Origin of the sequence: Streptomyces sp. NBC_01077, assembly GCF_045162855.1 — a bacterium.
Lineage (GTDB): Bacteria > Actinomycetota > Actinomycetes > Streptomycetales > Streptomycetaceae > Streptomyces.
Map to the genome: position 1 here is coordinate 740,611 of NZ_CP108669.1, position 21,367 is coordinate 761,977.

Annotated in this window: 21 protein-coding genes and 2 pseudogenes; 10 read left to right on the top strand and 13 right to left on the bottom strand. The window is 69.6% G+C overall.

The window, feature by feature from the left end:
• The first annotated feature begins 43 nt into the window (after positions 1–43).
• Complete coding sequence (locus OG462_RS03390; RefSeq protein WP_406054280.1) at positions 44–340, top strand: putative quinol monooxygenase; 297 nt, start codon at positions 44–46, stop codon at positions 338–340.
• Between the two features lie 229 nt (positions 341–569).
• Here the strand turns inward: OG462_RS03390 and OG462_RS03395 are convergent, their stop codons facing one another.
• Together OG462_RS03395 and OG462_RS03400 are read right to left on the bottom strand one after the other, a co-directional pair.
• The gene (locus OG462_RS03395) at positions 570–1,238 is read right to left on the bottom strand and encodes a response regulator (protein ID WP_406054282.1); all 669 of its coding nucleotides are present in this window, start codon (positions 1,236–1,238) and stop codon (positions 570–572) included.
• Positions 1,235–2,377, bottom strand: a complete 1,143-nt coding sequence (locus OG462_RS03400) for a histidine kinase (RefSeq protein WP_406054284.1) — start codon at positions 2,375–2,377, stop codon at positions 1,235–1,237. Before OG462_RS03400 ends, OG462_RS03395 begins: the two co-directional genes overlap by 4 nt.
• A 118-nt stretch (positions 2,378–2,495) precedes the next feature.
• Here OG462_RS03400 and OG462_RS03405 point away from each other — a divergent pair, with 118 nt between their 5' ends.
• The 6 genes and pseudogenes from OG462_RS03405 to OG462_RS03430 all read left to right on the top strand — a co-directional run.
• Entirely contained in the window at positions 2,496–2,678 is a 183-nt protein-coding gene (locus tag OG462_RS03405; RefSeq protein WP_406054285.1) for a hypothetical protein, read from the top strand.
• Between the two features lie 13 nt (positions 2,679–2,691).
• A complete protein-coding gene (locus tag OG462_RS03410; protein ID WP_406054287.1) occupies positions 2,692–3,624 on the top strand; it encodes an ABC transporter ATP-binding protein in 933 nt (310 codons plus the stop codon).
• Positions 3,621–4,613: an ABC transporter permease subunit gene (locus tag OG462_RS03415; protein ID WP_406054289.1), complete on the top strand. Its 993-nt coding sequence runs from the start codon at positions 3,621–3,623 to the stop codon at positions 4,611–4,613. Before OG462_RS03410 ends, OG462_RS03415 begins: the two co-directional genes overlap by 4 nt.
• A gap of 371 nt (positions 4,614–4,984) precedes the next feature.
• Positions 4,985–5,401, top strand: a complete 417-nt coding sequence (locus OG462_RS03420) for a hypothetical protein (RefSeq protein WP_406054291.1) — start codon at positions 4,985–4,987, stop codon at positions 5,399–5,401.
• 100 nt (positions 5,402–5,501) lie between these two features.
• Positions 5,502–6,272 (top strand): transposase, encoded by a 771-nt coding sequence (locus OG462_RS03425; protein WP_406054292.1) that lies wholly within the window; start codon positions 5,502–5,504, stop codon positions 6,270–6,272.
• Positions 6,273–6,370: 98 nt separating this feature from the next.
• A pseudogene (locus tag OG462_RS03430) lies at positions 6,371–7,227 on the top strand (IS5 family transposase); the annotation flags it as partial.
• 27 nt (positions 7,228–7,254) lie between these two features.
• Here OG462_RS03430 and OG462_RS03435 read toward each other — a convergent pair.
• Together OG462_RS03435 and OG462_RS03440 are read right to left on the bottom strand one after the other, a co-directional pair.
• Positions 7,255–7,893, bottom strand: coding sequence for a LysE family translocator (locus OG462_RS03435; protein WP_406054294.1), 639 nt, complete (start codon positions 7,891–7,893; stop codon positions 7,255–7,257).
• A 486-nt stretch (positions 7,894–8,379) separates the two neighbouring features.
• Positions 8,380–8,634 (bottom strand): annotated as a pseudogene (locus OG462_RS03440) (IS5/IS1182 family transposase); the annotation flags it as partial.
• 74 nt (positions 8,635–8,708) lie between these two features.
• On the opposite strand from OG462_RS03440, the gene OG462_RS03445 reads away from it, so the two are divergent.
• The gene (locus OG462_RS03445) at positions 8,709–8,903 is read left to right on the top strand and encodes a hypothetical protein (protein ID WP_406054296.1); all 195 of its coding nucleotides are present in this window, start codon (positions 8,709–8,711) and stop codon (positions 8,901–8,903) included.
• A gap of 79 nt (positions 8,904–8,982) precedes the next feature.
• On the opposite strand, the gene OG462_RS03450 is transcribed toward OG462_RS03445, so the two are convergent.
• From OG462_RS03450 to OG462_RS03470, 5 genes are all read right to left on the bottom strand, one after another.
• Positions 8,983–10,410: a lamin tail domain-containing protein gene (locus OG462_RS03450; RefSeq protein WP_406054298.1), complete on the bottom strand. Its 1,428-nt coding sequence runs from the start codon at positions 10,408–10,410 to the stop codon at positions 8,983–8,985.
• Positions 10,411–10,574: 164 nt separating this feature from the next.
• Positions 10,575–11,765, bottom strand: coding sequence for a PQQ-dependent sugar dehydrogenase (locus tag OG462_RS03455; protein ID WP_406054300.1), 1,191 nt, complete (start codon positions 11,763–11,765; stop codon positions 10,575–10,577).
• A 213-nt stretch (positions 11,766–11,978) separates the two neighbouring features.
• Positions 11,979–12,803, bottom strand: coding sequence for a class I SAM-dependent methyltransferase (locus OG462_RS03460; protein ID WP_406054302.1), 825 nt, complete (start codon positions 12,801–12,803; stop codon positions 11,979–11,981).
• Positions 12,804–13,000: 197 nt separating this feature from the next.
• A complete protein-coding gene (locus OG462_RS03465; RefSeq protein WP_406054304.1) occupies positions 13,001–13,948 on the bottom strand; it encodes an ATP-binding cassette domain-containing protein in 948 nt (315 codons plus the stop codon).
• Positions 13,949–14,263: 315 nt separating this feature from the next.
• Complete coding sequence (locus OG462_RS03470; protein WP_406054306.1) at positions 14,264–14,569, bottom strand: DUF1330 domain-containing protein; 306 nt, start codon at positions 14,567–14,569, stop codon at positions 14,264–14,266.
• A 189-nt stretch (positions 14,570–14,758) separates the two neighbouring features.
• On the opposite strand from OG462_RS03470, the gene OG462_RS03475 reads away from it, so the two are divergent.
• Positions 14,759–15,661: a LysR family transcriptional regulator gene (locus OG462_RS03475; protein ID WP_406054308.1), complete on the top strand. Its 903-nt coding sequence runs from the start codon at positions 14,759–14,761 to the stop codon at positions 15,659–15,661.
• A gap of 486 nt (positions 15,662–16,147) precedes the next feature.
• Here the strand turns inward: OG462_RS03475 and OG462_RS03480 are convergent, their stop codons facing one another.
• A complete protein-coding gene (locus OG462_RS03480) occupies positions 16,148–16,351 on the bottom strand; it encodes a hypothetical protein (RefSeq protein WP_406054310.1) in 204 nt (67 codons plus the stop codon).
• Between OG462_RS03480 and OG462_RS03485 the strand changes: the two genes are divergently transcribed.
• A complete protein-coding gene (locus OG462_RS03485) occupies positions 16,331–16,696 on the top strand; it encodes a hypothetical protein (protein WP_406054312.1) in 366 nt (121 codons plus the stop codon). The two genes, OG462_RS03480 and OG462_RS03485, sit on opposite strands and share 21 nt — an antisense overlap.
• Before the next feature lie 107 nt (positions 16,697–16,803).
• Here the strand turns inward: OG462_RS03485 and OG462_RS03490 are convergent, their stop codons facing one another.
• The 3 genes from OG462_RS03490 to OG462_RS03500 form a co-directional block, all read right to left on the bottom strand.
• The gene (locus OG462_RS03490) at positions 16,804–17,364 is read right to left on the bottom strand and encodes a hypothetical protein (RefSeq protein WP_406054314.1); all 561 of its coding nucleotides are present in this window, start codon (positions 17,362–17,364) and stop codon (positions 16,804–16,806) included.
• 350 nt (positions 17,365–17,714) lie between these two features.
• A complete protein-coding gene (locus OG462_RS03495; protein ID WP_406054316.1) occupies positions 17,715–19,475 on the bottom strand; it encodes an ABC transporter ATP-binding protein in 1,761 nt (586 codons plus the stop codon).
• Positions 19,472–21,088, bottom strand: coding sequence for an ABC transporter transmembrane domain-containing protein (locus OG462_RS03500; protein WP_406054318.1), 1,617 nt, complete (start codon positions 21,086–21,088; stop codon positions 19,472–19,474). Before OG462_RS03500 ends, OG462_RS03495 begins: the two co-directional genes overlap by 4 nt.
• Positions 21,089–21,367: the final 279 nt, after the last annotated feature.

Below are 21,367 nucleotides of genomic sequence, written 5' to 3' on the forward strand. Positions count from 1 at the left end.
TCCCCCCGTACCGGTATCACCGGCGAGAGACAGGAGACAGGACATGAGGAAAACACTGCTGGCCGAATTCACCGTGCGCCCCGGAAGCGAGGAACACGTCGCCGAACTGGTCAGGGAGTACGCCGCTCGTGTCCGTGAAGAACCCGGGAACCTGGCGTTCGAGGTGTACACCAAGGAATCCAGCCCCAGGGCGTACTGGATCTTCGAGGTGTACGCGCACGAAGCCGCCTTCCAGACCCACTTGGCGGCACCCTACGGCCCGCCGTTCAACGCGGCGCTCCAGCCGTTGATCGAGGAGAAGGAGTCCGTGCTCACCTTTCTGCGCCCGCTTGGCCGATGAACGGGCGGCGCACCTCGCGCTTGCCGCTCCGCGTCGCTCGCGCGTCACCAGGGGTACCGTGCCCGAGAGCCTCGGCTTTCGGGCAGGAGGCGCCGTCGAAGGCCGGCTGTTCGGGAGGGCGTCCGGCCGGAAGCCTCATCTTGCTCCTCAAGGCGCGTCGCCATTCCGGACGCGCCTGTCTTCGCCAATCAGGACGTTCGCCCCGCCACACTGTGGATCCGGCAGGTGCTCAGTCGCATGGTTCGGCGGAGTCCATGAGTCGGCTCTCCCAGGCCCAGGCGGCAATCTCGACGCGGTTGCGGACGCCGAGTTTGTTCTGGATGGTCGCCAGGTGGCTCTTGACGGTGCTGAGGGTGATGAAGAGGGCGGCGGCGATCTCCTGGTTGGTGCGGCCCCTCCCAATGGCGCGGATCACCTCCGTCTCGCGTGCCGAGAGCGGTTGGGCGGGCCGGGCGGCGGGTGCTGTACGGGCCGGGGCGAGATTGCGCAACAGGCGCAGGGTGACGGACGGGGAGATCAGGGCGTCCCCGGCATGTGCCGCCCGGACGGCCTCGATGAGCAGCGCGGGTGCGGCGCCCTTGAGGATGAAGCCGACCGCCCCGGCGCGCAGTGCCCCGTCGACGTACTCGTCCAGGTCGAAGGTGGTGACGATGACCACCCGGAGCGGGGCGGCGACTCCGGGGCCGGCCAGAGCGCGGGTGACGTCGCAGCCGTCCAGTCCCGGCATACGAATGTCGACCAGGCACACGTCGGGGCGCATTCGGCGGGCGAGTTCGACCGCCTGTGCGCCGTCGGCGGCCTCGCCGACCACGGTGATGTCCTCCTGGTCCTCCAGGATGAGTCGCAGGCCGCCGCGGATCATCGCCTGGTCGTCGGCGAGCAGGATGCGGATGCTCAACGAGCCTCCCTTTCCGGGATGGGCAGGGTGGCGTGGACCGACCACCCGGTGTCCCGGCCGGGTCCGGCGGACAGATGGCCGCCGAGCGCCTCGATCCGCTCGCGCATGCCGATCAGGCCGTAACCGCCGTGGTGCTTTCGTGAAGTGTGGCTGGGTGGGGCGTCGTTGGTGACGGTGATGGTGACGGTGTCCGGGCCGTGGTCGATGTCGATGTCGGCGGTGCTGGCGTGCGTGGCGTGACGGGCGATGTTGGTCAGGGCTTCCTGGACGATCCGGTGGACGGTGGTGGCGACCTCGGGCGGCCAGGGTGTCGGGTCGGCGGGCAGGCGGAGGCCGACCGTGGGGCCGTGCTCCTCGAATTGGCGGACCAGTTCGCGCAGTTGGTCCGGTCCGGGCGTCGGAGGAGACGTAGGGGCGGCGTCGTCGACGTCGCGCAGGATGCCAACCACGCGGCGCATCGCGGTGAGGGCTTCGCCGCCGGCCTGCTCGATGCCCGCGAGGGTGGTGTCCAGGCTCTCGGGCCGCCGCCTGGCCACGATCCGGGCGGCCTGGGCCTGGACCACGATGCCGGTGACGTGATGGGCCACCACGTCATGCAACTCTCGGGCCAGGGCGAGCCGTTCCTCCTGACGAACCGCCTCGGCGGCGGCCCGTCGGCGGTGGTCCAGGAAGCGCAGGCCGACTCCCGCGCCGAGCGCGAGGATCCAGACCTCGATTCCGACCCGGAACGGGGTGCTCGGCGCTTCGACGGTCAGCAGGCCGACCGCCATCAGGGCCAGCCCGGCCACCGCGACGACGGCCGCCCGCCGCCAGGCGAGCGCGCGCACGGCGCAGCCGCCGAGAACGAGCAGTCCCAGCACGGCGGCAGCTCCGGGCTCACCGGGCAAGTGGGCAAGCCGGGCGATCACCGCTGCGGTGCCTGCCACGACCAGTCCCAGGGCTGCCGCCCTGCCCGGGTGGCGCCTGCGGCCGAGCGCGATCAGGCAGACAACGGTGCCGACCGCCGCGTCGAAGCCCCAGACCCGGCCCTGCCCCGCGTACTGGGCGGCCATGACGACCAGCACTGCGGCGAACAACGTTCCCAGTGCCGCAGTGACCAGTGCCTCCGGCCCCCGGGCGTACCGCGTCGATGTACTCACTCGGCCCACGCTAGGCGATTCGGCCAGGCCCCGAACCAGCCGAAAGTACGACTCGATGAGCAGGGGACCATACCTTCGGTCGCTGCGGCAGGCAGCGCGTGTTCCGCAGGCTGGGCCCATGGTTGATCTCACTTCCGCACCCACCCTGCTCGCCGCGGCTGCGGCCCAAGCCGAGAAAACCGAGCGAAGCCCGCTCCTGTACGCCTGGTGGGCGCTCAATCTTGCCGTCCTGATCGCGGTGGGCTACGGCACGCACCAGCTCGTCAAGACGTGGCGCGCCAAGCGCCGCCCCCGCGGCTGAGGAGGTCGGACACATGACACCGGTACTCGAAGCCGTGAAGCTGGGCAAGCGGTACGGCCGCCACCACGCGCTCACCGACATCGACCTGAACGTCCCGCCTGGCCGGGTGATCGGACTGGTCGGCCCGAACGGCGCAGGCAAGCCCACGCTGCTGCAACTGGCCTGCGGCCTGATCACGCCCAGCTCGGGCACCATCCGAGTCCTCGGCGACGCACCCGCCGCAGGCCCCGCCCACCTGGCCAAGGTCGGCTTCGTCGCCCAGGACGCCCCGCTCTACGCCGAGCTCTCCGTCGCCGACCACCTGCAGATGGGTGCCCGTCTCAACCCCGGCTGGGACTCTGCCCTCGCCCGCCACCGACTCGCCCGCATCGACCTCGACCCACTGCAGAAGGCAGGCCGGCTCTCCGGCGGCCAGCGTGCCCAACTCGCCCTGACCATCGCCGCGGCCAAACGGCCTGAGCTGCTGATCTTCGACGAGCCAGCCGCCGCCCTGGACCCGCTGGCCCGGCACGCCTTCCTGGACCACCTGCTGGAGTCCGTCACCGACCTGGGCGCCGCCGCCATACTCTCCTCCCACGCCCTGCCCGACATCGAGCGGGTGTGCGACCACCTGATCGTCCTGGCGGGCTCCCGGGTCCAACTGGCCGGTGACGTGACCCAGCTGATGGCCGACCACGTCCGCGTCACCGCGCACCGGTCGGACCTCCTGGCCCTGCCCACCGCGGCGGACGTCATCACGCGCACCGACCCGAGCGATCGGGAGGGCACCGCCGTCGTCCGCGCCGACCGGGCGCTGCTGGCCGGCGGCCCCTGGACCACGACGGGGGTCGGCCTCGAAGAGCTGGCCCTCGCCTACCTGGACCGGGCCGACCGCAGCGAGACCCGCCCCTCCCCCAGCCTCCGACCGGAGGCACCCACCTCGACCGTCGCGGAGGACCACCGATGACCTGGATGACCTGGCGCCAGTTCCGCGCCCAGGCACTGGTGGGCCTCGCGGCCCTCGTACTCCTGGCCGGCTACCTCGTCGCACTCGGCAGGCGGATCCACAGCGCTTACGACGACACCCTCGCACACTGCGCCACCCCCAACGCATGCTCCGGCCCGCTCGGCGCCCTCGCCGACCGCTACGGCCTCCAGACCGACCTACTCGGCTACCTGCTGCTCATCGTCCCCGCCGTCATCGGCGTCTACTGGGGCGCACCGCTGATCGCCCGCGAGCTGGAGGCGGGCACCCACCGGCTGGTGTGGAACCAGAGCGTCACCCGCACCCGGTGGCTCGCGGCCAAACTCGCACTGGTCGGACTGCTGAGCGTGACCACCGCCGGCGTGTACAGCCTGCTGCTGACCTGGGCGACCGGCCCGGTCACCACCATCGTCAACAACCGCTTCGAACCGGTGAACTTCGCCTCCCGCGACATCGCCCCACTCGGCTACACCGCCTTCGCCTTCGTCCTCGGCGCAGTCCTGGGCCTGATCCTGCGCCGCGCCGTGCCCGCCATGGCGGCCACCCTGGTCGTCTTCACGGCGCTCCAGATCGCGGTCCCCATGCTTCTTCGCCCGCACTACCAGGCGCCGACCCGCACCTCGGTCCCGCTCACCGCCGACCTGATCGGCCATCTGACGAAGATCGGAACCTACGGCGACATCGGCGGCCTCCGCATCCCCGGCGGGCCCTGGGTCATCGACACCAGCCCGATCCTCGACTCCGCAGGCAAGGAGGTCGGCCACACCGCCTGGTTCCAGGGCTGCATGGACCACAGCGCGCTCTCCGAACTGCCCAACTGCCTGGCCAAAGGCAACATCCACGTCGCAATCGCCGAACAGCCGGCCGATCGCTACTGGACCTTCCAATACCTGGAGACCGCGCTCTTCGTCACCCAGGCGGCGCTCCTGGCCACTCTCGCCCTCTGGCGGATCCGCAAGCATCCGGTCTGACGGAACCACCACTGCGGCTCGCTTCCCGAGTGCGCCCAAGACCCGATGAGCGGCTCTGTCGGCCGATCCCACGTGGCGCTGAAAGTGGGGAAGTAAGTGAGCGAGTCTGGCCACCCCAGCGCACCAGGTGAGGAATCAACGAGCCTCATCAGAGTCACTGCCGCCGTGCCAGGTAGGCACCTGGTGAGTGAAGCGGCGGCCTATGTCCGACAAGGTCGCGCTGTGGAAGCCGTGCTTGGGTCGCTGGCCCGGGAGGCGGAGCAGGGGGTGGGATACCGAGAGCCCGGAACGTGGTGGGGCGGCATAGACGAGGCCAACGGGCCGCCGGATACTGGCCGCTGACCGTATGCGCCGACACCCCTGGAGACGACGTGCGTACCCGCCTTGCTGTCGCCCTTGGTTCTGCCACGCTGACGTGCGCTGCTCTGCTGGCTGCCCCACCGGCGAGCGCAGCCGACTATCCGGTCAGCAGCTTCGATGTCACCTACGGACAGACGTACACGCGGGGCACCATCACCTGGTACGGGCGATCGGTGGTGGTGGCGGGTGAGCACAAGTCGGTCGACGTGAACAGCTGCCGTGGTACTACGGCGTTCACCCTCGACTCGCAAAATGGCCAGATGGGCGTGGGCTTGTCCGGCAATGTGTGCGGGGCGAGCGACACGTTCTCCTTCCAGGTACCGGCGGATGCACCGGGTGGAGCCGCGGTGGTGCGGGTGTGCCTGGACAACGGGGCGGACGGCCCGCAGGTCGTGTACCTGAAGTGCGTGAGGTACGGCCACCCGTAAGTACGGGCCCGGATGTGACTAGGGCCCGGCACAACAGGATCGCTGTGTGCCGGGGCCTAAAGCGTGTTGCAGAAGGCTATAGAGCGGGCATTTCTCCTGTATGCGTGGGGTGTTGAGGGCTGAGCCGTTGTGGGCGGAGACGTTCACGGGTCTGCGGATGCGGCAGTTCGAGCGGCTGGTGAAGGTGGTCCGTGAGCGGGGCGGGAACGGTCCTGGCGGTGGCCGGCCGTGGTGTCTGCCGCTGGCCGACCGGGTGCTGCTGGTCGCTGTGTACTACCGCGCGAACCTCACCATACGGCAGTTCGCGCCGCTGTTCGGCTGCTCGCCGGCGACGGTGTGCCGAGTCATCAAGCGGCTGCGGCTGCTGCTGGCGATCGAGCCGGCCACCCGTCCGGCCGACGCTGTCGAGCGGCTGGGGATCGTGGACGGCACCCTGATCCCGGTCCGCGACCGGAAGGTCGGGGCGTCCTCACGCAACTACCGGTTCTCGGCGAACGTGCAGGTCATCATCGACGCCGACACCAAGCTGGTGATCGCCGCGGCACGTCCAGTGCCCGGCAACACCGCTGAAGCGAGAGCATGGCGGGACTCCGGCCTGGCACGGCACTGCGAAGGCGTGACCGTGCTTGCCGACGGCGCCTACATCAACACCGGACTCGTCGTCCCGCACCGCAAACGCCCCGGCCGGGCCTTGCTGCCCGGCGAAGAGGAGGACAACACCGAACACCGCAAAGTCCGGGCCCGCGTCGAGCACGACTTCGCCCGCATGAAGCACTACAAGATCCTCCGCGACTGCCGACAGCGCGGCAACGGCCTCCACCACGCGGTTCAGGCTGTCGCCCACATGCACGACCTCGCCCTCGCCGCATGACCAGACCGGCCACCAACCCGGCTTGACCTGCCCGGACACATCCTTCTGCAACACGCTTTAGAGCGTGCCTCTTTGATGGGTTGGTCAGTTGATCGGACATGCCTGTCCGATTAGTGATCACTGATGCGATGTGGGGTCGGATCGAGCCGCTGATGCCGGCCGATCCGGTTCGTGGACGACGGTGGGCCGGCCACCGCCGAACCCTTGAGGCCATTGCGTGGAAGTACCGCACCTGCTCACCCTGGCGAGATCTACCCAACGAACTCGGGTCTTTTCAGACCGCTCACAAGCGCCTGATCAGGTGGGCCGTGGACGGCACGTGGGAACGCATCCTCACAGCGGTTCTTTCCGCGGCGGCTGAAGATGACGATGTGGGCTGGACAGTCTCGGTGGACTCCACCGTCAGCCGGGCTCACCAGCATGCGGCCGGAGCCAGGAAAAGGGGGCGCCAGACCGGTCCGAGCCCGAGGAGCACGCGCTCGGACGCTCCCGCGGCGGCCTGAGCACAAAGGTCCACTTGGCCAGTGACAGCCGGGCTCGGCCGCTTGGTATCCACGTCACCGCCGATCAAGCCGGCGACGCGCCGGCCTTCGAGGCGGTCATGGCCAGGATCCGGATCCCACGCAGCGGACCCGGGAGGCCAAGAACCCGTCCTGCGGTCGTCCTGGCGGATCGCGCCTACTCGTCCCGCGCGATCCGTGCACACCTTCGTCGCCGAGGCATCCGGGCTGTCATCCCCCAGCCTGCCGACCAGATCGATCACCGTCTGCGGCGAGGCCGCGCCGGAGGCCGCCCGCCCGGCCTTGACACCGACAGATACAAGGCGCGCAATGCCGTCGAGCGGTGCATCGCCCGACTCAAGCAGTGGCGCGGCCTGGCCCTACGGACGGACAAACTCGCCCTCGCCTACCGGGCCGCACTCCACGTCGCGTCCATCTTGATCTGGGTCCTGAGCAGGCCGATGGGCCTGGCCTTCAGGTCGTCAGTTGCTGAGAGCCAGCCTGATACCGAAGACGCCGATGACGGTGCCGGTGATCCGGTCGAGCAGGCGGCGGGCCTGGGGCTTGCGGAGCCAGCCCTGCAGGACGCGAGCGAAGCCGATGAGGACGGCAGACCAGAGCAATCCGATGAGGATGTGCACCATGGTGAGCAGGAGGCCCATGGTGAAGTGGCTGGTCCCCGGGGGGATGAACTGAGGCAGGACGGCAAGGTAGAAGACGCCCATCTTCGGGTTCAGGAGGTTGGTGAGCGTCCCCTGCCGCCAGCCGCCGCTGACCGAGACCGCGCCGGCGGCCAGAAGTGGATCGTCCGCGTCTGCCGTGGGCAGCCCCCGGAAGGTGTCCCGGAGCATGCGGGCCCCCATCCAGATCAGGTAAGCGGCGCCGATCCAGCGCAACGCGGTATAGGCGAGGTGGGAGGCCGTGAGAAGCGCGGTCACTCCGAGGGAGGTGAACGCACCCCACACCAGGGTGCCGGTCTGAATTCCGAGGACGACGCCCCAGGCTCTCCTGCGCCGGCCAAGGGCCGACGTGCGCAAGATCAGCGCCGTGTCGAGTCCGGGAGTCAGAGTGAGAAGCCCTACAACGAGGGCGAAGGACCACAGGGCGGAGCTTATTGCCATGGAATGCCAGCCTACCTCGCCAGATCGCCCGCTTTGTTAGCGGGTCCGGTGGATCTTGAGCTGCTAGGCCCTATCTCTTAGATCCTCCGTGAGATCGTCGTGCTCGTGATCGAGTCTTGGGTGATCAATGACGACAGCCCTGTGCCTGTGTCGTCCGCGGTGGTGCTGGAGGCTCTTCGGTCGAGGATCGACAGCGGCCGGCTTGAGACGTGGCTGACCAGTTTGTCCGGGCGGTCTCTGGCCTTCTTGACGAACACTGAGCGCGCGATGGTGATGCTGCTCGAAGAAGGGCGATCCCGGCGAGCATGCCGTGGACCCCGGGGCTCAGGGAGCGAGCGACGGGTTCGTCCTCTCCAACGGGCAGGACAACGAATACCCGGATGAGGACACCGTCCCCATCCGTGAGGCGTTCAGGCTCGTGAAGCAGATCGTTGATACGGGATCCTGGCCGACGGACGCGCGCTGGGTGGTCGATCACTGAGTGGGCTATCGCCGTGCCCAGACAGGGATGGCGGCGAGGTGGAGTGCGGCCTGGTGGGCGATGGCGAGATTGTCGGTTCGCACGGCCAGCCCGCGCCACTGCTTGAACCGGTTGATGCATCGCTCGACCGCGTTGCGCTGCTTGTATGCCTCGGAGTCGAAGGCTGGTGGGCGACCGCCGGCGCGGCCTTGCCGCAGGCGGTGGCTGATCTGGTCGGAAGGCTGGGGGATGACAGCGCGGATCCCGCGTCGGCGGAGAGAGGCCGAGGTGCGCCGGACGCTCACCGGCCTGGACCTCGATCCGGCGATCCGGCGATCCGGCGATCCGGACCGAGGTGGCGACGGAAGGCGACCGCGTCGGCGTTCCCCTGTCGCCGAAGGGCAACGGCTTCGACCCGCAGGACTGCGTGATCGCCCGCGTGGGCGCCGGCGCCACCGAGGTATGGGCGCCGCCCCGGATCCAGCGGATGCCCGGAGAGGGGGGCTGCGACATCAGCTACGCCCTGAACGCCGTACCGCCACCGCATTGAGCACGGTACTTGCCCGCGACGGGCGCCCATGGCTCCCGCGCGCGTTCCCCCCGGCCGAACTGTGGCGTCCCACCACGGCTCAGCAGGCGATGGTGCCCCTGCGCAGCGCGTGGCCGCCCGTGTTGCTGTCGTCGGACCAGTACACGGGCTTGGTGCCGGCGACGCACTCGTCGGCGCCGGCCACGGCGAAGCCCTCGTTGTTGAGGTCGGGCATGCCGCTCGGGCGCTGGTAGGAGGCGGTGGGGGCGAAGGTGCCGGCGCTGCCGATCTTCATGGTCTTGTGCAGACCGCCGCAGGTGTCGTCGCAGACCATCCACAGCCGGGCGGCCTGCGGCTCCCACTGGAGCTCCATCACGCCGGCCATGCCACTGGCGATGGTGGCGACGCGGGTGGCGGCGCCACTGTCCTGGAGGACGTACGCGTGGACCGCGCCGGTGCCCTCCACGCCGAGGAGGAAGACACCGCCGGTGTGCGCGCCGTACCGGTTCGGGTCATAGGCCGCGCCGGTCGACTCGTCCTTGAATCCGGCCGCGACGAGGGTGGTGTCGGGGATCCAGGTGATCGCCTCGAAGCCGAGGTTGGAGCCCACGGCCGGCAGACCGGCGGTCAGGTTCCACTCCTTCGTGGCGGTCAGGGTGCTGCCGGTGCCGGTGGCGACCTCGTAGCGGAGCACGGACAGGCGGCTGGTGCCGGAGGCGTCGCCGTTGCGCTCGGTCGCGACGTACGCGCCGCCTGCGGCGCCGGCGGCGGTCAGGGTGACGGCCTCGCCGTCGGGGCTGCCGCTCCCACCGGGGTAGCGCAGCGACTTGCCGGAGGTCCAGCCGTTGGCGGTGTCCGGCCGCCAGCCGCCGGAGCCGTCGCGGACCAGGCGCCACAGCTTGCCGGAGTTCTGGGCGGCCCAGAGGACGGAGCCCTCCTGGTACAGGCCACTGAGGTCCTCGCCGAAGACGTCGGCCCCGTCGGCCGTCGTCACCGAGCTGCCGCCGGGCCAGGGCACCGGGTTCGTACCACCGCCGGAACCGCAGTCGTTAGGCGCGCCCAGCGTCAAAGCCGCCTTCCCGAAAGACCCCGTGCCGTCGGGGCAGCGCGACCAGGACGGGGCGGAGTGGGCGCTCCAGCTGAAGCTGTCGACGAGGGTGCTGCCGCCCGGCAGGTAGAGGCGGGCCTTGTCACTGGAACCGAGACCGAACGCCGCGGCCACGTCGAACGCGCGCGCCGTCCCCGGAGCGAGCGTCGCCCCCGCCGGAACCGTGAAGGTGTGGCTCGAGTCGTCGTCCTTGAGGACCCAGCCTGAGATGTCGACCGCGGCCGCGCCCTTGTTGAACAGCTCGATCGAGTCGTCGACGCTGCCGGTCGTCACCACCTCGTTGATACGGATGTCGTCCACCGGAGCGGCGTGCGCGGCCGGTGCGGCCAGCGTCGCGGCGGCGAGCAGCGTGGCACCGGCGACGGCGAGGCGGATCGGGGCGAGGCGGCGACGCCCCCGGGGAGCACGAACTTCGAGCACGGAGTGTCCGTCCTGAGAGAGTGGCGAAGGGCGTCACGAGACTCACGCCCGCCGCCGAACGCCGGTCGGCGTCGGACCCGTTGTCGCATGAACGCCCGTCGAACGACAGGCCGCACGCCACGGCCCGCCCCGGCATCGGGTCGGGCCGTGGCGGGCCTCGTCGGCTACGCCGGGTCGATACGGGTGATGTCGCCGCCCAGCGCGAGGACGTACAGCTCGCCCGCGCGGCCTTCCACGAACGAGATGACCTCGCCCCCGTTGACGACGAGGTCGTTCACCCCGGTCACCCTGCCGTTCTTCAGCGCGAGGGAGCGGATGGTGCCGTCGCAGTAGTCGCTGAACACGTACTGCCCCCTGAGGGCCGGGATCGCGCTCCCCCGGTAGACGAACCCGCCGGTCACCGCGCAGCCGAGTCCGGTGCGGGCGTACTCGTGGATCGGGCGCACGTGGTTCGCCGGCTCGGTGCCGCCCCGGAAGGGGTGGTTGCCCTCCATCTGGGACCAGCCGTAGTTCTCGCCTCCCTTGCTCCTCGCGGGCGCCCGGTCGATCTCCTCCCAGTCGTTCTGGCCGACGTCGCCGATCAGCAGGTCACCCGTGCGCGAGTCGAAGGAGAACCGCCACGGGTTGCGCAGCCCGTACGCCCAGATCTCATCCCTCGCGTTCGGGTCGCCGACGAAGGGGTTGTCCGGGGGGATCGCGTACGGCGTGCCTCCGCGCGGGTCGATCCGCAGCAGCTTGCCGAGCAGCGTGTCGAGGTTCTGCCCGTTGCCGTGCGGGTCGCCGCCCGCGCCTCCGTCCCCGAACGCGATGTAGAGGTATCCGTCGGGACCGAACTTGATGTCGCCGCCGTTGTGGTTCGCGTACGGCTGCGTCTGGGTGAGGACGGTACGCCGGCTCTCCGGCCGGATCTTGCCCTTCCGTACGGCGAACTCGTCGACGGTGCTGGTTCCTTCGAGATTCGTGTACGAGATGTAGAGGTGCGCGCGTGCGTTGTCGAACGCGATGCCGAGGAGGCCGCGTTCACCGTCGGTGGTGGTCTCGGCGGAGATGTCGAGCACCGGCTCACCGAGCCCTTGGGAGCCCAACACCCTTACGGTGCCGGCCCGTTCGGCGATCCAGACCGTGCCGCCAGGACCGGCGGCACCGGCGATCGGATTGCGCGCCGTGGCGACACGGGTGAGCGAGATCTTCGCGACTTTCGCGGCCTCGGCGGCCGTTGCGGCCTCAGCGGCCGTAGCGACCTTCGCGACCGGCTGCCGGGCGTCACCACCCTCCGCGGAGGCCGTGGCGAGAGCGAGGAAGGTGACGAGACCGAGGGTGCAGATGATGGCCGAGCTTCTCGTGCGAACGTTCACCGTGATCCTCCTGGAGGCGGCGAATGGGGGGAACCCGGCTGCTCGGGGCAGTGTGAGGGTCGGCGTCGCCCGCGCCAGCACGCAACCGGGGTGGGGGAATGGGGTGTACCGCTGGCCACGGAGGAGACTACTGGGACTCACGCAATTGGTATAGGCCAAGCGCGCCCCCGTACGGGCGACGGGGGCGCGCGACGGCGGATCCGGGTCCCCGGATCAGGCCTGCGGGCGGGTGGCCGTGACGATGTAGTAGTCGAGGTTGCGCTGCTCGTAGGCCTTCAGGAAGTTGCGCGGCCAGGTTCCCGGCTTCCACTGGTCCGACAGCCAGCGGTCCCAGCCCTGCCACACCTCCGGCCCGATGGACACGGCCCGCGCGTCCGTCAGGCCCGCCCGGGTGAACGCGTCGGTCACGAGCGTGACGGGACGCGCGATGTCCAGCCCGTCGGCGAACGTCTCCAGGTACGACGCGAGCCGCGCTCCGTGGTCCGGGTCGTCGTCCGGGGTGAAGAAGCTCGCGACGACCACCCGACCGCCGGGCCGCAGCACCCGGGCCGCCTCCCGGGTGAAGGCGATCATGTCGTCGAAGTGCTGGGCGGCCTCGACGCTGTAGACGCAGTCGAACTCGCCGTCACCGAACGGCATCTCCTCCGCCGCACCGCGGACGAACCGGAGCGCCGACGGCGAGGTCTCCAGCAGATCCGCATTCGCCCGGCGGGCGCGGTCCAGCTGCTGCGGATGGATGTCCATACCGGTCACCCGCTCCGGCCGGTATTCGCGCAGGGCGAGCGCGCAGCCGACACCGAGCCCACAGCCGACCTCGACGATCTGCCGACCGGCGAGCGGACCGGCGGCGTCGAGCACCTGCCGGTACATGTCCTCCTGGCTGCGGACCCGGTCGTCGACCGTGAGCGGTCCGGCGAGGTCGATCGAGTGCCAGTACCCGAAGTTGATGAACCCCCCGGCGAACACCGGGACCGAGCTGAGGTCGGCCGGACCGTACGTCTCCCGAACAGCGGCCCGCATTTCCACCGGTTCCACCACCCGCGTCACCTCCGCGAACAGTCTGACGTCCGGACCCACCCCTGTCGACGGCGCCCCGCCCCACTCGACCCGAAAGGGCGCACGTGCCGAGGCACGCGCCGGGGGCGCGCGGGGCGGAGACCCGCGCCTCACCCCTCGCTGAGAGGTCGATCCTCGCGTCGTCGAGTGGTAGCCCCCGGCGTCAACGATCGGGGTGATCACGTTCCGCACCGCCTGGGACCGGTGCCGAGGTAGCCTCCCGCCCTGCCGGGACCGGTGCCGAGATACGCCTCCCGCACCGCCGGGTCCGCGTGGATCTCGGCCGGCGCCCCTTCGGCGAGAACCCGGCCGAGGTCGAGCACCACGACGCGTGAGCACAGCTCCATCACGAAGGCCACGTTGTGCTCGACGAGCAGCACCGCGCAGTTCTCCTCGTCCGCCATATGCCGTATGACGGCGGCGAGTCCGCGACGCTCCTCGGCAGTCGTCCCGGATGCGGGCTCGTCCAGGAACAGGACACGGGGCGGATCGGCGAGCGCGCGGGCCACCTCGACCATGCGCGCCTGTCCGACGGGCAAGCCGCCCGCGTACGAGCCGGCGAGCGCGTCGAGCCCGCACTCATGGAGCACGGCGGCGGCCCGCTCCCGATGGCATGGACGAAGGTCGCCCACTGGGATCTGCTTCAGCAGCACCTGTACGACGCGGAGCTGCCCCTGGACGTAAGGGCTGCGGGTTCCCTGGTGCTGATGTTCGGCCAGCACCTCAGCCGCATCGTCGCCCTGGCCACCGGGCACCTGGGCCAGGCCGGCGGTCACGTCACTCTGCGTTTCGACGACACCCCGATCCGCCGTCCCGGTCCACTCGCTGCCCTGCTCAAGCGGGTCGTCGACGAACAGCCGAGGCACGGCTGGAACGCCAATGCCCCCAGAACCTTGGCTCTTCCCGGTAAACGGCCAGGCGCCCACCGTTCCACGGTCCCGATCGCGCGTGCTCTCACCGCACACGGAATCCTGTGCTCCGTCAACCTCCTGGACGCCTGTGACGAAGACCTCGCCAACCAGACCTCCGGCTCTCTTCGACATCACCCCCGGTCCGGACGGCAACATGTGGTTCACCGAATACAACAGCCACAAGATCGGGAAGATCACCCCGGCCGGGGCCGTCACCGCGTACCGGTGCCCACCGCGGGCTCGCGCCCGGACCAGATCACCACCGGCCCGACGGCAAGATGTGGTCCCACTTCAGCACCACCAAGATCGGCAAGGCCACCACCAGCAGTTTCGTCGACGAGGTCAGCGAGACAGTCCAGCTGGCCCGGACGTCGCGTCGCTTCTTCGATCCGCCCGACAGGGATCAGGCCGTCGAGGACGTCGACGACGAACTGGGACGCGGGGCATGGCTTCGAACTCGTCTCGTGAGTCGTCGTTCAGCACCGTGTGCGGATCAGGTGACGGATGCTCAGCGATGGCTGGGCCCGCCGGTCAGTCGATGCCTTCGATGATGCGGAAGTCGCGCTCGACGCCGTCGGGGAGGGCCACCAGCGCCTTCTGGTATGCCTCGCTCTCGTATGCCGCGACGGCCTGTTCAAAGCTGTCGAACTCGATCAGAACGACGCGTTGCGTGATTCCGGCCTCGTGGGCGACGACTCGACCGCCACGGGACGGGATCCGGGACAGGACGCGCCCGCCCCCAGCCTGGACAGCCGGACCGGCCAGCTTGTCGTAGACAGTCAGCCTCTCAGGGTCGGAAATGGCGGGGTAGACACTGACCCAGTAGCCCTTAGCCATGGAAACCTCCTGTGTTGGGCCGGACACGTCCGACTTCGAATTGACACTCAGATCGATCGATCCCGGCGACGGGTACTGCGGTCAGTTGAATCGTCATAATGCGCAGGTTAGGGCTTGATGTGCGGTCGAGGGAAAGACCGGTACGGGATAGACTCAGAACGGATCGTTATCAATCGGCAGGGAGGGCACGTGGCGCCGGATACGGTGAGCCTGCGGTACTTCCTGGTGCTGGCGGAGGAGTTGAACTTCACCCGCGCGGCCGCACGGATCGGTATCGCACAGCCCGCACTCAGCACCCGGATGCGCCGATTGGAGGCGGAACTCGGTACGGCCCTGCTGGTCCGCAACACGCGCAGCGTCGTATTGACCACGGCCGGTGCAGCTTTGGCGGAGTCCGCGCCGCCCGCGCTGGCGGCGCTGGACCGGGCATGGGACACCGCCCGGAGCGCGGCGGCCGGTGAACTGGGCACGCTGCGCATCGGATACAGCCTCAGCGCCGGGGCCGAGACGACACCGGCCCTGGTGGACAGACTGATTCGCGGCAACAGCGGACTCGAGGTCGGCGCGGTCCCGATGGCGACACCGGAGATCTCCCCCGCGGTCGCCGACGGCCGCATCGATGCCGGGATCACCCGCGGTGAACAGCCGGGCCGTGGCGTGCGCCGGTTCCTGCTGCGGCGTATGCGCGTCGGGGTCCAGCTGGCGCAGCACCATCCGCTGGCCGAACACCCGGAGATCGAGATCGCCGACGCGGCCGCGTATCCGCTGCGACTCCCGGACCGTGCGGCCAACCCCGTGATCCACGATCAGCTGTCCGCACTGTTCCGAGACACCCGACCACACCCCCGATTCCACACGCCCGCAGTCGCTTTCGACATGTCTCAGCGCGACCTGCGCGACGGGGTCACCCTTGCCCCGGCCGGAGAAGCCGCGGTCACGGCACAACCGGCCGGTCTCACCTGGCGACCGCTGCGGGGCGCGCCCAGCCTGACGATCCACCTGGTCCTCCCACGCGAGCAGTCGCCGCTACACCGCCGCATCCGTGCCGTCGCCAAAACCCTGGCGCACGAGCTGCACTGGCTGCCGGACTGACGCGCAAGAGGTCAAGCGAGACGGACGCCTGCGGTGGCGAGGCCGAAGACCTTGCGCCCGGCGGACTTCGCGGTGATGACGACGGCGGTCTTGCTGAATATCCGACACGACCTCGCTACGCCGGCGGATCAGCATCCGATGACGGCCCCGGGTCCGGTCCGAGTCGTACGCCGCGGCGACGTCCTCGCCCAGCCCGAGATCTCGGCGGATACCGCGCCTTCGCCGACCCCGAACCGGACAAGCACGGGCAACCGTCGGGAACGCCCGCCGTCAACGGCATCCATGACGTCGGTCAATGCTTAACGCCAACCACCGTTCCATTGCTCCCCGAGGCCGGAAATGGCCACGCTCCTGAGACAGAAGCATGGCCATCGGCGTGAGAATGAGCAGAGAGCCGCAGGCCACAGCGTCGGCATGTGACGCGCGTTCTGAGATCCCACAGCTCCCAGGTTATGCAGACCCGCCCCGTGATCGCACGCCCTACGGCTACCCGGTGACGCGTACCCGGAGCTCGTACGGCGCCCCGCTGCTTATCGCCTGTGCCTGCTCGACCAGGTCGGATCCGGTGAAGCCGAGGAGCGCACGGTCGGCGGCCGCACGGAGCAGGGGCACGATCTCGGCGACCGGCCGGCCCCGGTGCGTACGGGCGAGGGCAGCGTACGCCTGCTGGTGGACGTCCGCCGCAGCCATCAGCTCCACACCGTTCACCTGGAAGGTCTGACATACAGCCTCGCCGCCGAATGGCTCACCGAGCGCCATCGCCGCTGGCCGTACTCCGGCAACCCTCACCTGCTGGTCAGCCAGCAGACCGCGCTGGATGCCAATCACCCGAGCGTCGTCGTCAGCACCCTGAAGGGAGCATGCCCATCACTGGAGCTGTCTCTGTGGCAACTACGCGAGGACCGCATCCTCGACGAAGCCCGCCTCTCGGCGGATCCCCTCCGCCTGATGCGGCTGTTCGGGATCAGTACCGGCGCCGCGATGCGCTACGTCGCTGCCGCACATCCGGAAAGGTGTGTCCGGCCCCTTCGTTGAGCACCGCTTTCGAGTAGGTGGCCTGCCCGCTGACCTGCTGCCCTTGTCGGCTTACTCCTCTGAGTGCTCCGCCAAGTACAGGTATACGTCCACCACTCGGTAATCGATCAAGAGGCATCCCCCGGCTCGGGGGCGCCCTCGGCGGGGTGACCGGAGGTGGCGATGAAGAACACGCCCGCCGGATCCTCCATGAGCACCCCTTCCGTCACCAGCGTCTTCAAGCGGCCCCGGGTGGTCTCCACCCGGGCAGCCGTCGACACGTCCTCCCCGATCGCCTCGGCGATGGCCCGGGCACGCATCTTCCTGCCGGACGTCGCCAGCAGGGTGACTGCCCCGCGCCGGGCCTCCTCCGTGTCAACGGGCCCCGGCGTGCTGCGGTCCCAGCCCGTGACGACGGCTTCGGCATCCTCTTCTTCGCCTCCGGCGGCGCCGCCGTCCGGCCCCGTCCCATCAGCCCCGGGATCGACAGGCTCTTCCTCCGGCCCTGGGCAGGGGGCGGGATCCTCCACGAAGAGCTGTTGCAAGATCGCACGAGCGTCAGCGACGCGCTGCAGGTTCGCCTCCACCGCGTCCTGGCGCCGACTGATCTCGGCGGACTCCTTGTCCAGGACCTCCGCCTCGGCGCGCAGAGCGCGCTCCTTCCGGTCCAGCAGCTCGAACTCGGACACTCCGACCGTTTCCCGCCCTCCTCCGGAGCGACCGGCAGGCAACCGCCCACCCGGCCTCAGCACACGGTAGAGACCCGAAGGGCAGCAGCACGCAGCATGTTCAGAGATGACCGCAAACGCCACAATCACTCGGCCTTCAGTCCAGCCGTGCTCCACCGGAGAGCGGTACTGATTCCCGCGATGAGCACAGCAGGGTTTCGACGAGCCTGTGCCAGCGCAGGGGCGGGGGTGTGCACAACCGAGTTCCTTCACGTCGTTCTCGGGTGGGCGGGCCAGGGGAGCAGGCGGGGAGCAGAAGCGGGTACGCCCCCGGGGAGCGGACTCCCAGGGGCGTACGCCGTGCCGAAGACTCAGCTTTCGCCGTTCCACGACCGCCACAGATCCGAGTACGGTCCGCCCGCGCCGACCAACTCGTCGTGGGTGCCCAGCTCGACGATGCGGCCGGACTCCATGACGGCGATGCGATCGGCGTCGTGTGCGGTCTGCAGCCGGTGGGCGATGGCGATGACGGTGCGGTCCGACCGGACGGCGGCCACTGCCCGCTCCGCCTGCCGGGCCGTCGTCGGGTCGAGCAGCGACGTGGCCTCGTCCAGGATCAGGGTGTGCGGGTCCGCCAGATGCACCCTGGCCAGGGTGAGCTGCTGTGCCTGGGCGGCCTCCAGTTCGACTCCGCCTGAGCCCAGCGGGGTGTCCAGGCCCTCCGGCAGTTCGGCCACCCAGTCCGCTTCCACTGACCTCAGGGCCGCGAGGACGGCCTCGTCGTCGGCTTCGGGCGCGGCCATGGTCATGTTGTCGCGAAGGGTGCCCATGAACACGTGGTGCTGTTGCGTGATGAGGACGATGCGGTTGCCCAGTTCGCCCGCCGCGGCCTGGTCGGCGACGGGCACGCCGCCGACCAGGACGTGGCCGGTGTCAGGGACGTCCACACCGGACAGCAACTTGCCGAGGGTGGACTTGCCGGCTCCTGACCGGCCGACCACCGCCAGCCGTTCACCGGGACGGACCAGCAGCTCTACGTCCTTGAGGATCTCGTGCCCGGGGACGTAGGAATACCCCACGCCCTTGACCTCGATGAGGTCGTCCACAGGGGCCGACACAGGAGCGTCAGCTGTGTGCGACACCAGCCCGACACCCTTGATGCGGGCGAACGAGGCGCCGCTGCGCTGCAGTTGTTCGACCCAGATGAGCATCTGGTTGAGCGGGTCGACCAGCTGCCACATGTACAGGCTGCCCGCCACTACGACTCCCAGGGAGATCGCGCCGTTGAGGTAGCCGAACCCGCCCACGAGCAGGATGAGCGCCATGGGCAGCGTGTGCGCGAACTCGGTGACCGGGAACAGCACCGTCCGTAGGGAGAGGGTGCGCATGCCGGCGCGGTAGGTGGTGTCGATGGCCTTGTCGAGGGTGCTGTTCTGCAGTTCGCGCAGCCCGTAGGCCTCGACGGTACGGGCGCCGTGCGCGGTGGAGTTGAGGATCTCGGAGACATCGCCGGCGGCCGCTCCCTCGGCGAGGTAGGCGTCGCGGGAGCGCGCGAGGTACCAGCGGCTCACGCCCCACACGAGTGGCAGTCCCACGACCGAGCAGAGACCGAGCAGCGGGTCGAGGAGGAAGACCGCGGCGAAGATGAACACGACCTGGATGCCGGAGATGAACATGTCCGGAGCCGCATTGCGCAGCGTGGCCGCGACGGTCGAGACGTCCAGGGTGGTACGGGTGACCAGATCACCGGTGCTCGCCTCGTCCGCGACACGCCCCGGCAGCGAGAGGGTGCGGTCGACGACCTCCTCGCGGAGCCTGGCGAGCGCGCGCTCGCCGAAGCGATGGGAGAGAGCTCGCGCATAGCGCGACAACACCAATCGGGCCGCCGAGAAGCCCAGCACCGCCGCGGCCAGTCCGTCGACTGCGGAGACGGACAGGTCACCGGACTCGACCCTGGTCACTATGCGGCCGAGGAGCCAGGGACCGGCCGCGCCGGCAAGCGCGGCAAGGCACGTCAGCAGCAGCATCGCGCAGACGGCGCCCGAGTCGTCCCTCAACAGCTGCCAGCCGGCCTGGCGAACCGTCCTGGCATCGGCGATCGGCAGGCGGGGCGTCTTGTTGGACCTGCTCATCGGGACTGTCCTTCCACGGGCTGTGCCACGGCGGCTTCGCCAGGGATCTCGGTGCTGCCGCGGAACACCAGTGCCGCGTATCCCGGCTGGTCGGCGAGGAGCTCTCCGTGCGTACCGGTCGCCTGCACCTTTCCGTTCACGAGGTAGGCGACGTCGTCGGCCTGGCCGAGCACGAGCGGCGATGTGCTGACGACGAGGGTGGTCCGCCCGTGCCGGTGCGCTGCCACCCGGGCGGCAACGGTCGCCTCCGTGTGCGCGTCCAATGCCGACGTCGGTTCTACGAGCAGGAGCACTGCCGGATCCGCGAGCAGGGCCCGCGTCAGCTGCAGCCGCTGGCGCTGTCCTCCCGAGACGTTGCGGGCCTGATTCTCCAGGCGGGTGTCGAGCCTGTCGGGGAGCGCGTCGATGATGTCCTCCGCTGCGGCGGCGTGCAGCGCCCGCCGGATGTCCTCGTCGCAGCGGCCGGTGCTGCCGGAGACGACGGAACGCAGGGGGCCCGGGAACATATAGGCATCGTTGTCCGTGAGCAGAATGTGCCGCCTGAGAGCCGTGCGGTCCCAGTCGGACAGCTTGAGGTCCCCCCAGGAGGCCTCGGAGTCCGTGTAGCCGGCCAGCCGGTCCACCACGGCGCGCGGCTCGTCGGGACGGGCACCGACCAGAGCCGTCACTTTCCCCGGGGCCACCACCAGGCCCGATACAGGGTCGTGCAGCAGGCCGGGAGCGGCTGGGGGGGCGAGCCGGGTCCGGTGCTCCTCGGGAGCCGGCGCGAGCGCCAGGATGTCGACCACCCTCCGTGCGGAGACGAGCCCGCGCGGCAGGTCATCCGCCCCTTCGATCAAGGATGAGACGGGTACCAACAGAGCGGCAACATATCCGTAGACCGCCACCAGCTCACCTACGGTGATGGCTCCACTGGCCGCCATCCGCGCGCTGATCCACGTCACCACGGCAAGGAAGGCCATGGGCAGGCACGCGGTGAGTGCCTGGACCCAGCTGGTGATGGCAGCGACGCGGTATCCGAGGGGGACCAGAGCCTGGGAGCGTTCCCGGTACCGCCCGGCGAACAGGGGCTTGCCGCCGATCCCGTTGAGGACGCTCAGGCCGGCCACCATGTCGCCGGCGAGAGAGGTCAGAGCACCCTGGTCCTCCCGGTAGCGGCTTTCGGCGCCGTGCAGCTTTCCCAGCAAAGGGCCGACGGTCAGGGCCAGGGCCGGGGCGCCGAGAAGGACCACCACGGCGATGACGGCCGAGATCCGGACCAGCAGGACTGCAGTTGCGGCATACGCGATGACCGCACCTACGCCGGGTCCGGTGATGGTCAGCGTCTGGGCGATCCTGCTGATGTCGCCGACTTGGAGGTGTGTGAGCTCACCCGCAGACACCTGTCGGGGCAGCGCCGACCCCAGCCGGGTGACGTGGCGCGTGACGACCTGGACCGTCCGGTAGGCCGCGTCCACACGGATGCGCGTCATGGTGCGGTGCCGCAGGATGCCGAGGATCGCTGTCCCGGCCCCGGTGACGACCACGGCTCCGATCCAGAGGAGCAGCATCCCGGTGTCCCGCGCCTTGAGCCCCTCGTCGATCGTCTTCGACAACAGGTACGGCGGAAGCATGAGCGCACACATCCACGTACTGCCCCATAGGGTGCCGAGCAGTACCCGCCTGTACTGACTTGTCGTCAGCCACCACAGGAACCGCAGCGGGCTCCGATGATCCGGCAGGCCCGGGGACTCGTAAGGAACCCGGCGCGCGCCTTCGGGCAGGTCTGGTCCATGTATCATCTCGGCCGTCCTTGCGTGGGATCGAGGGGCGTCAGCGAATGATCCGGCTGCGGTACTGCATGCGCCGTACGCAAGAAAATGCCATACGGCCGAAGGGCCATACGATGTGAG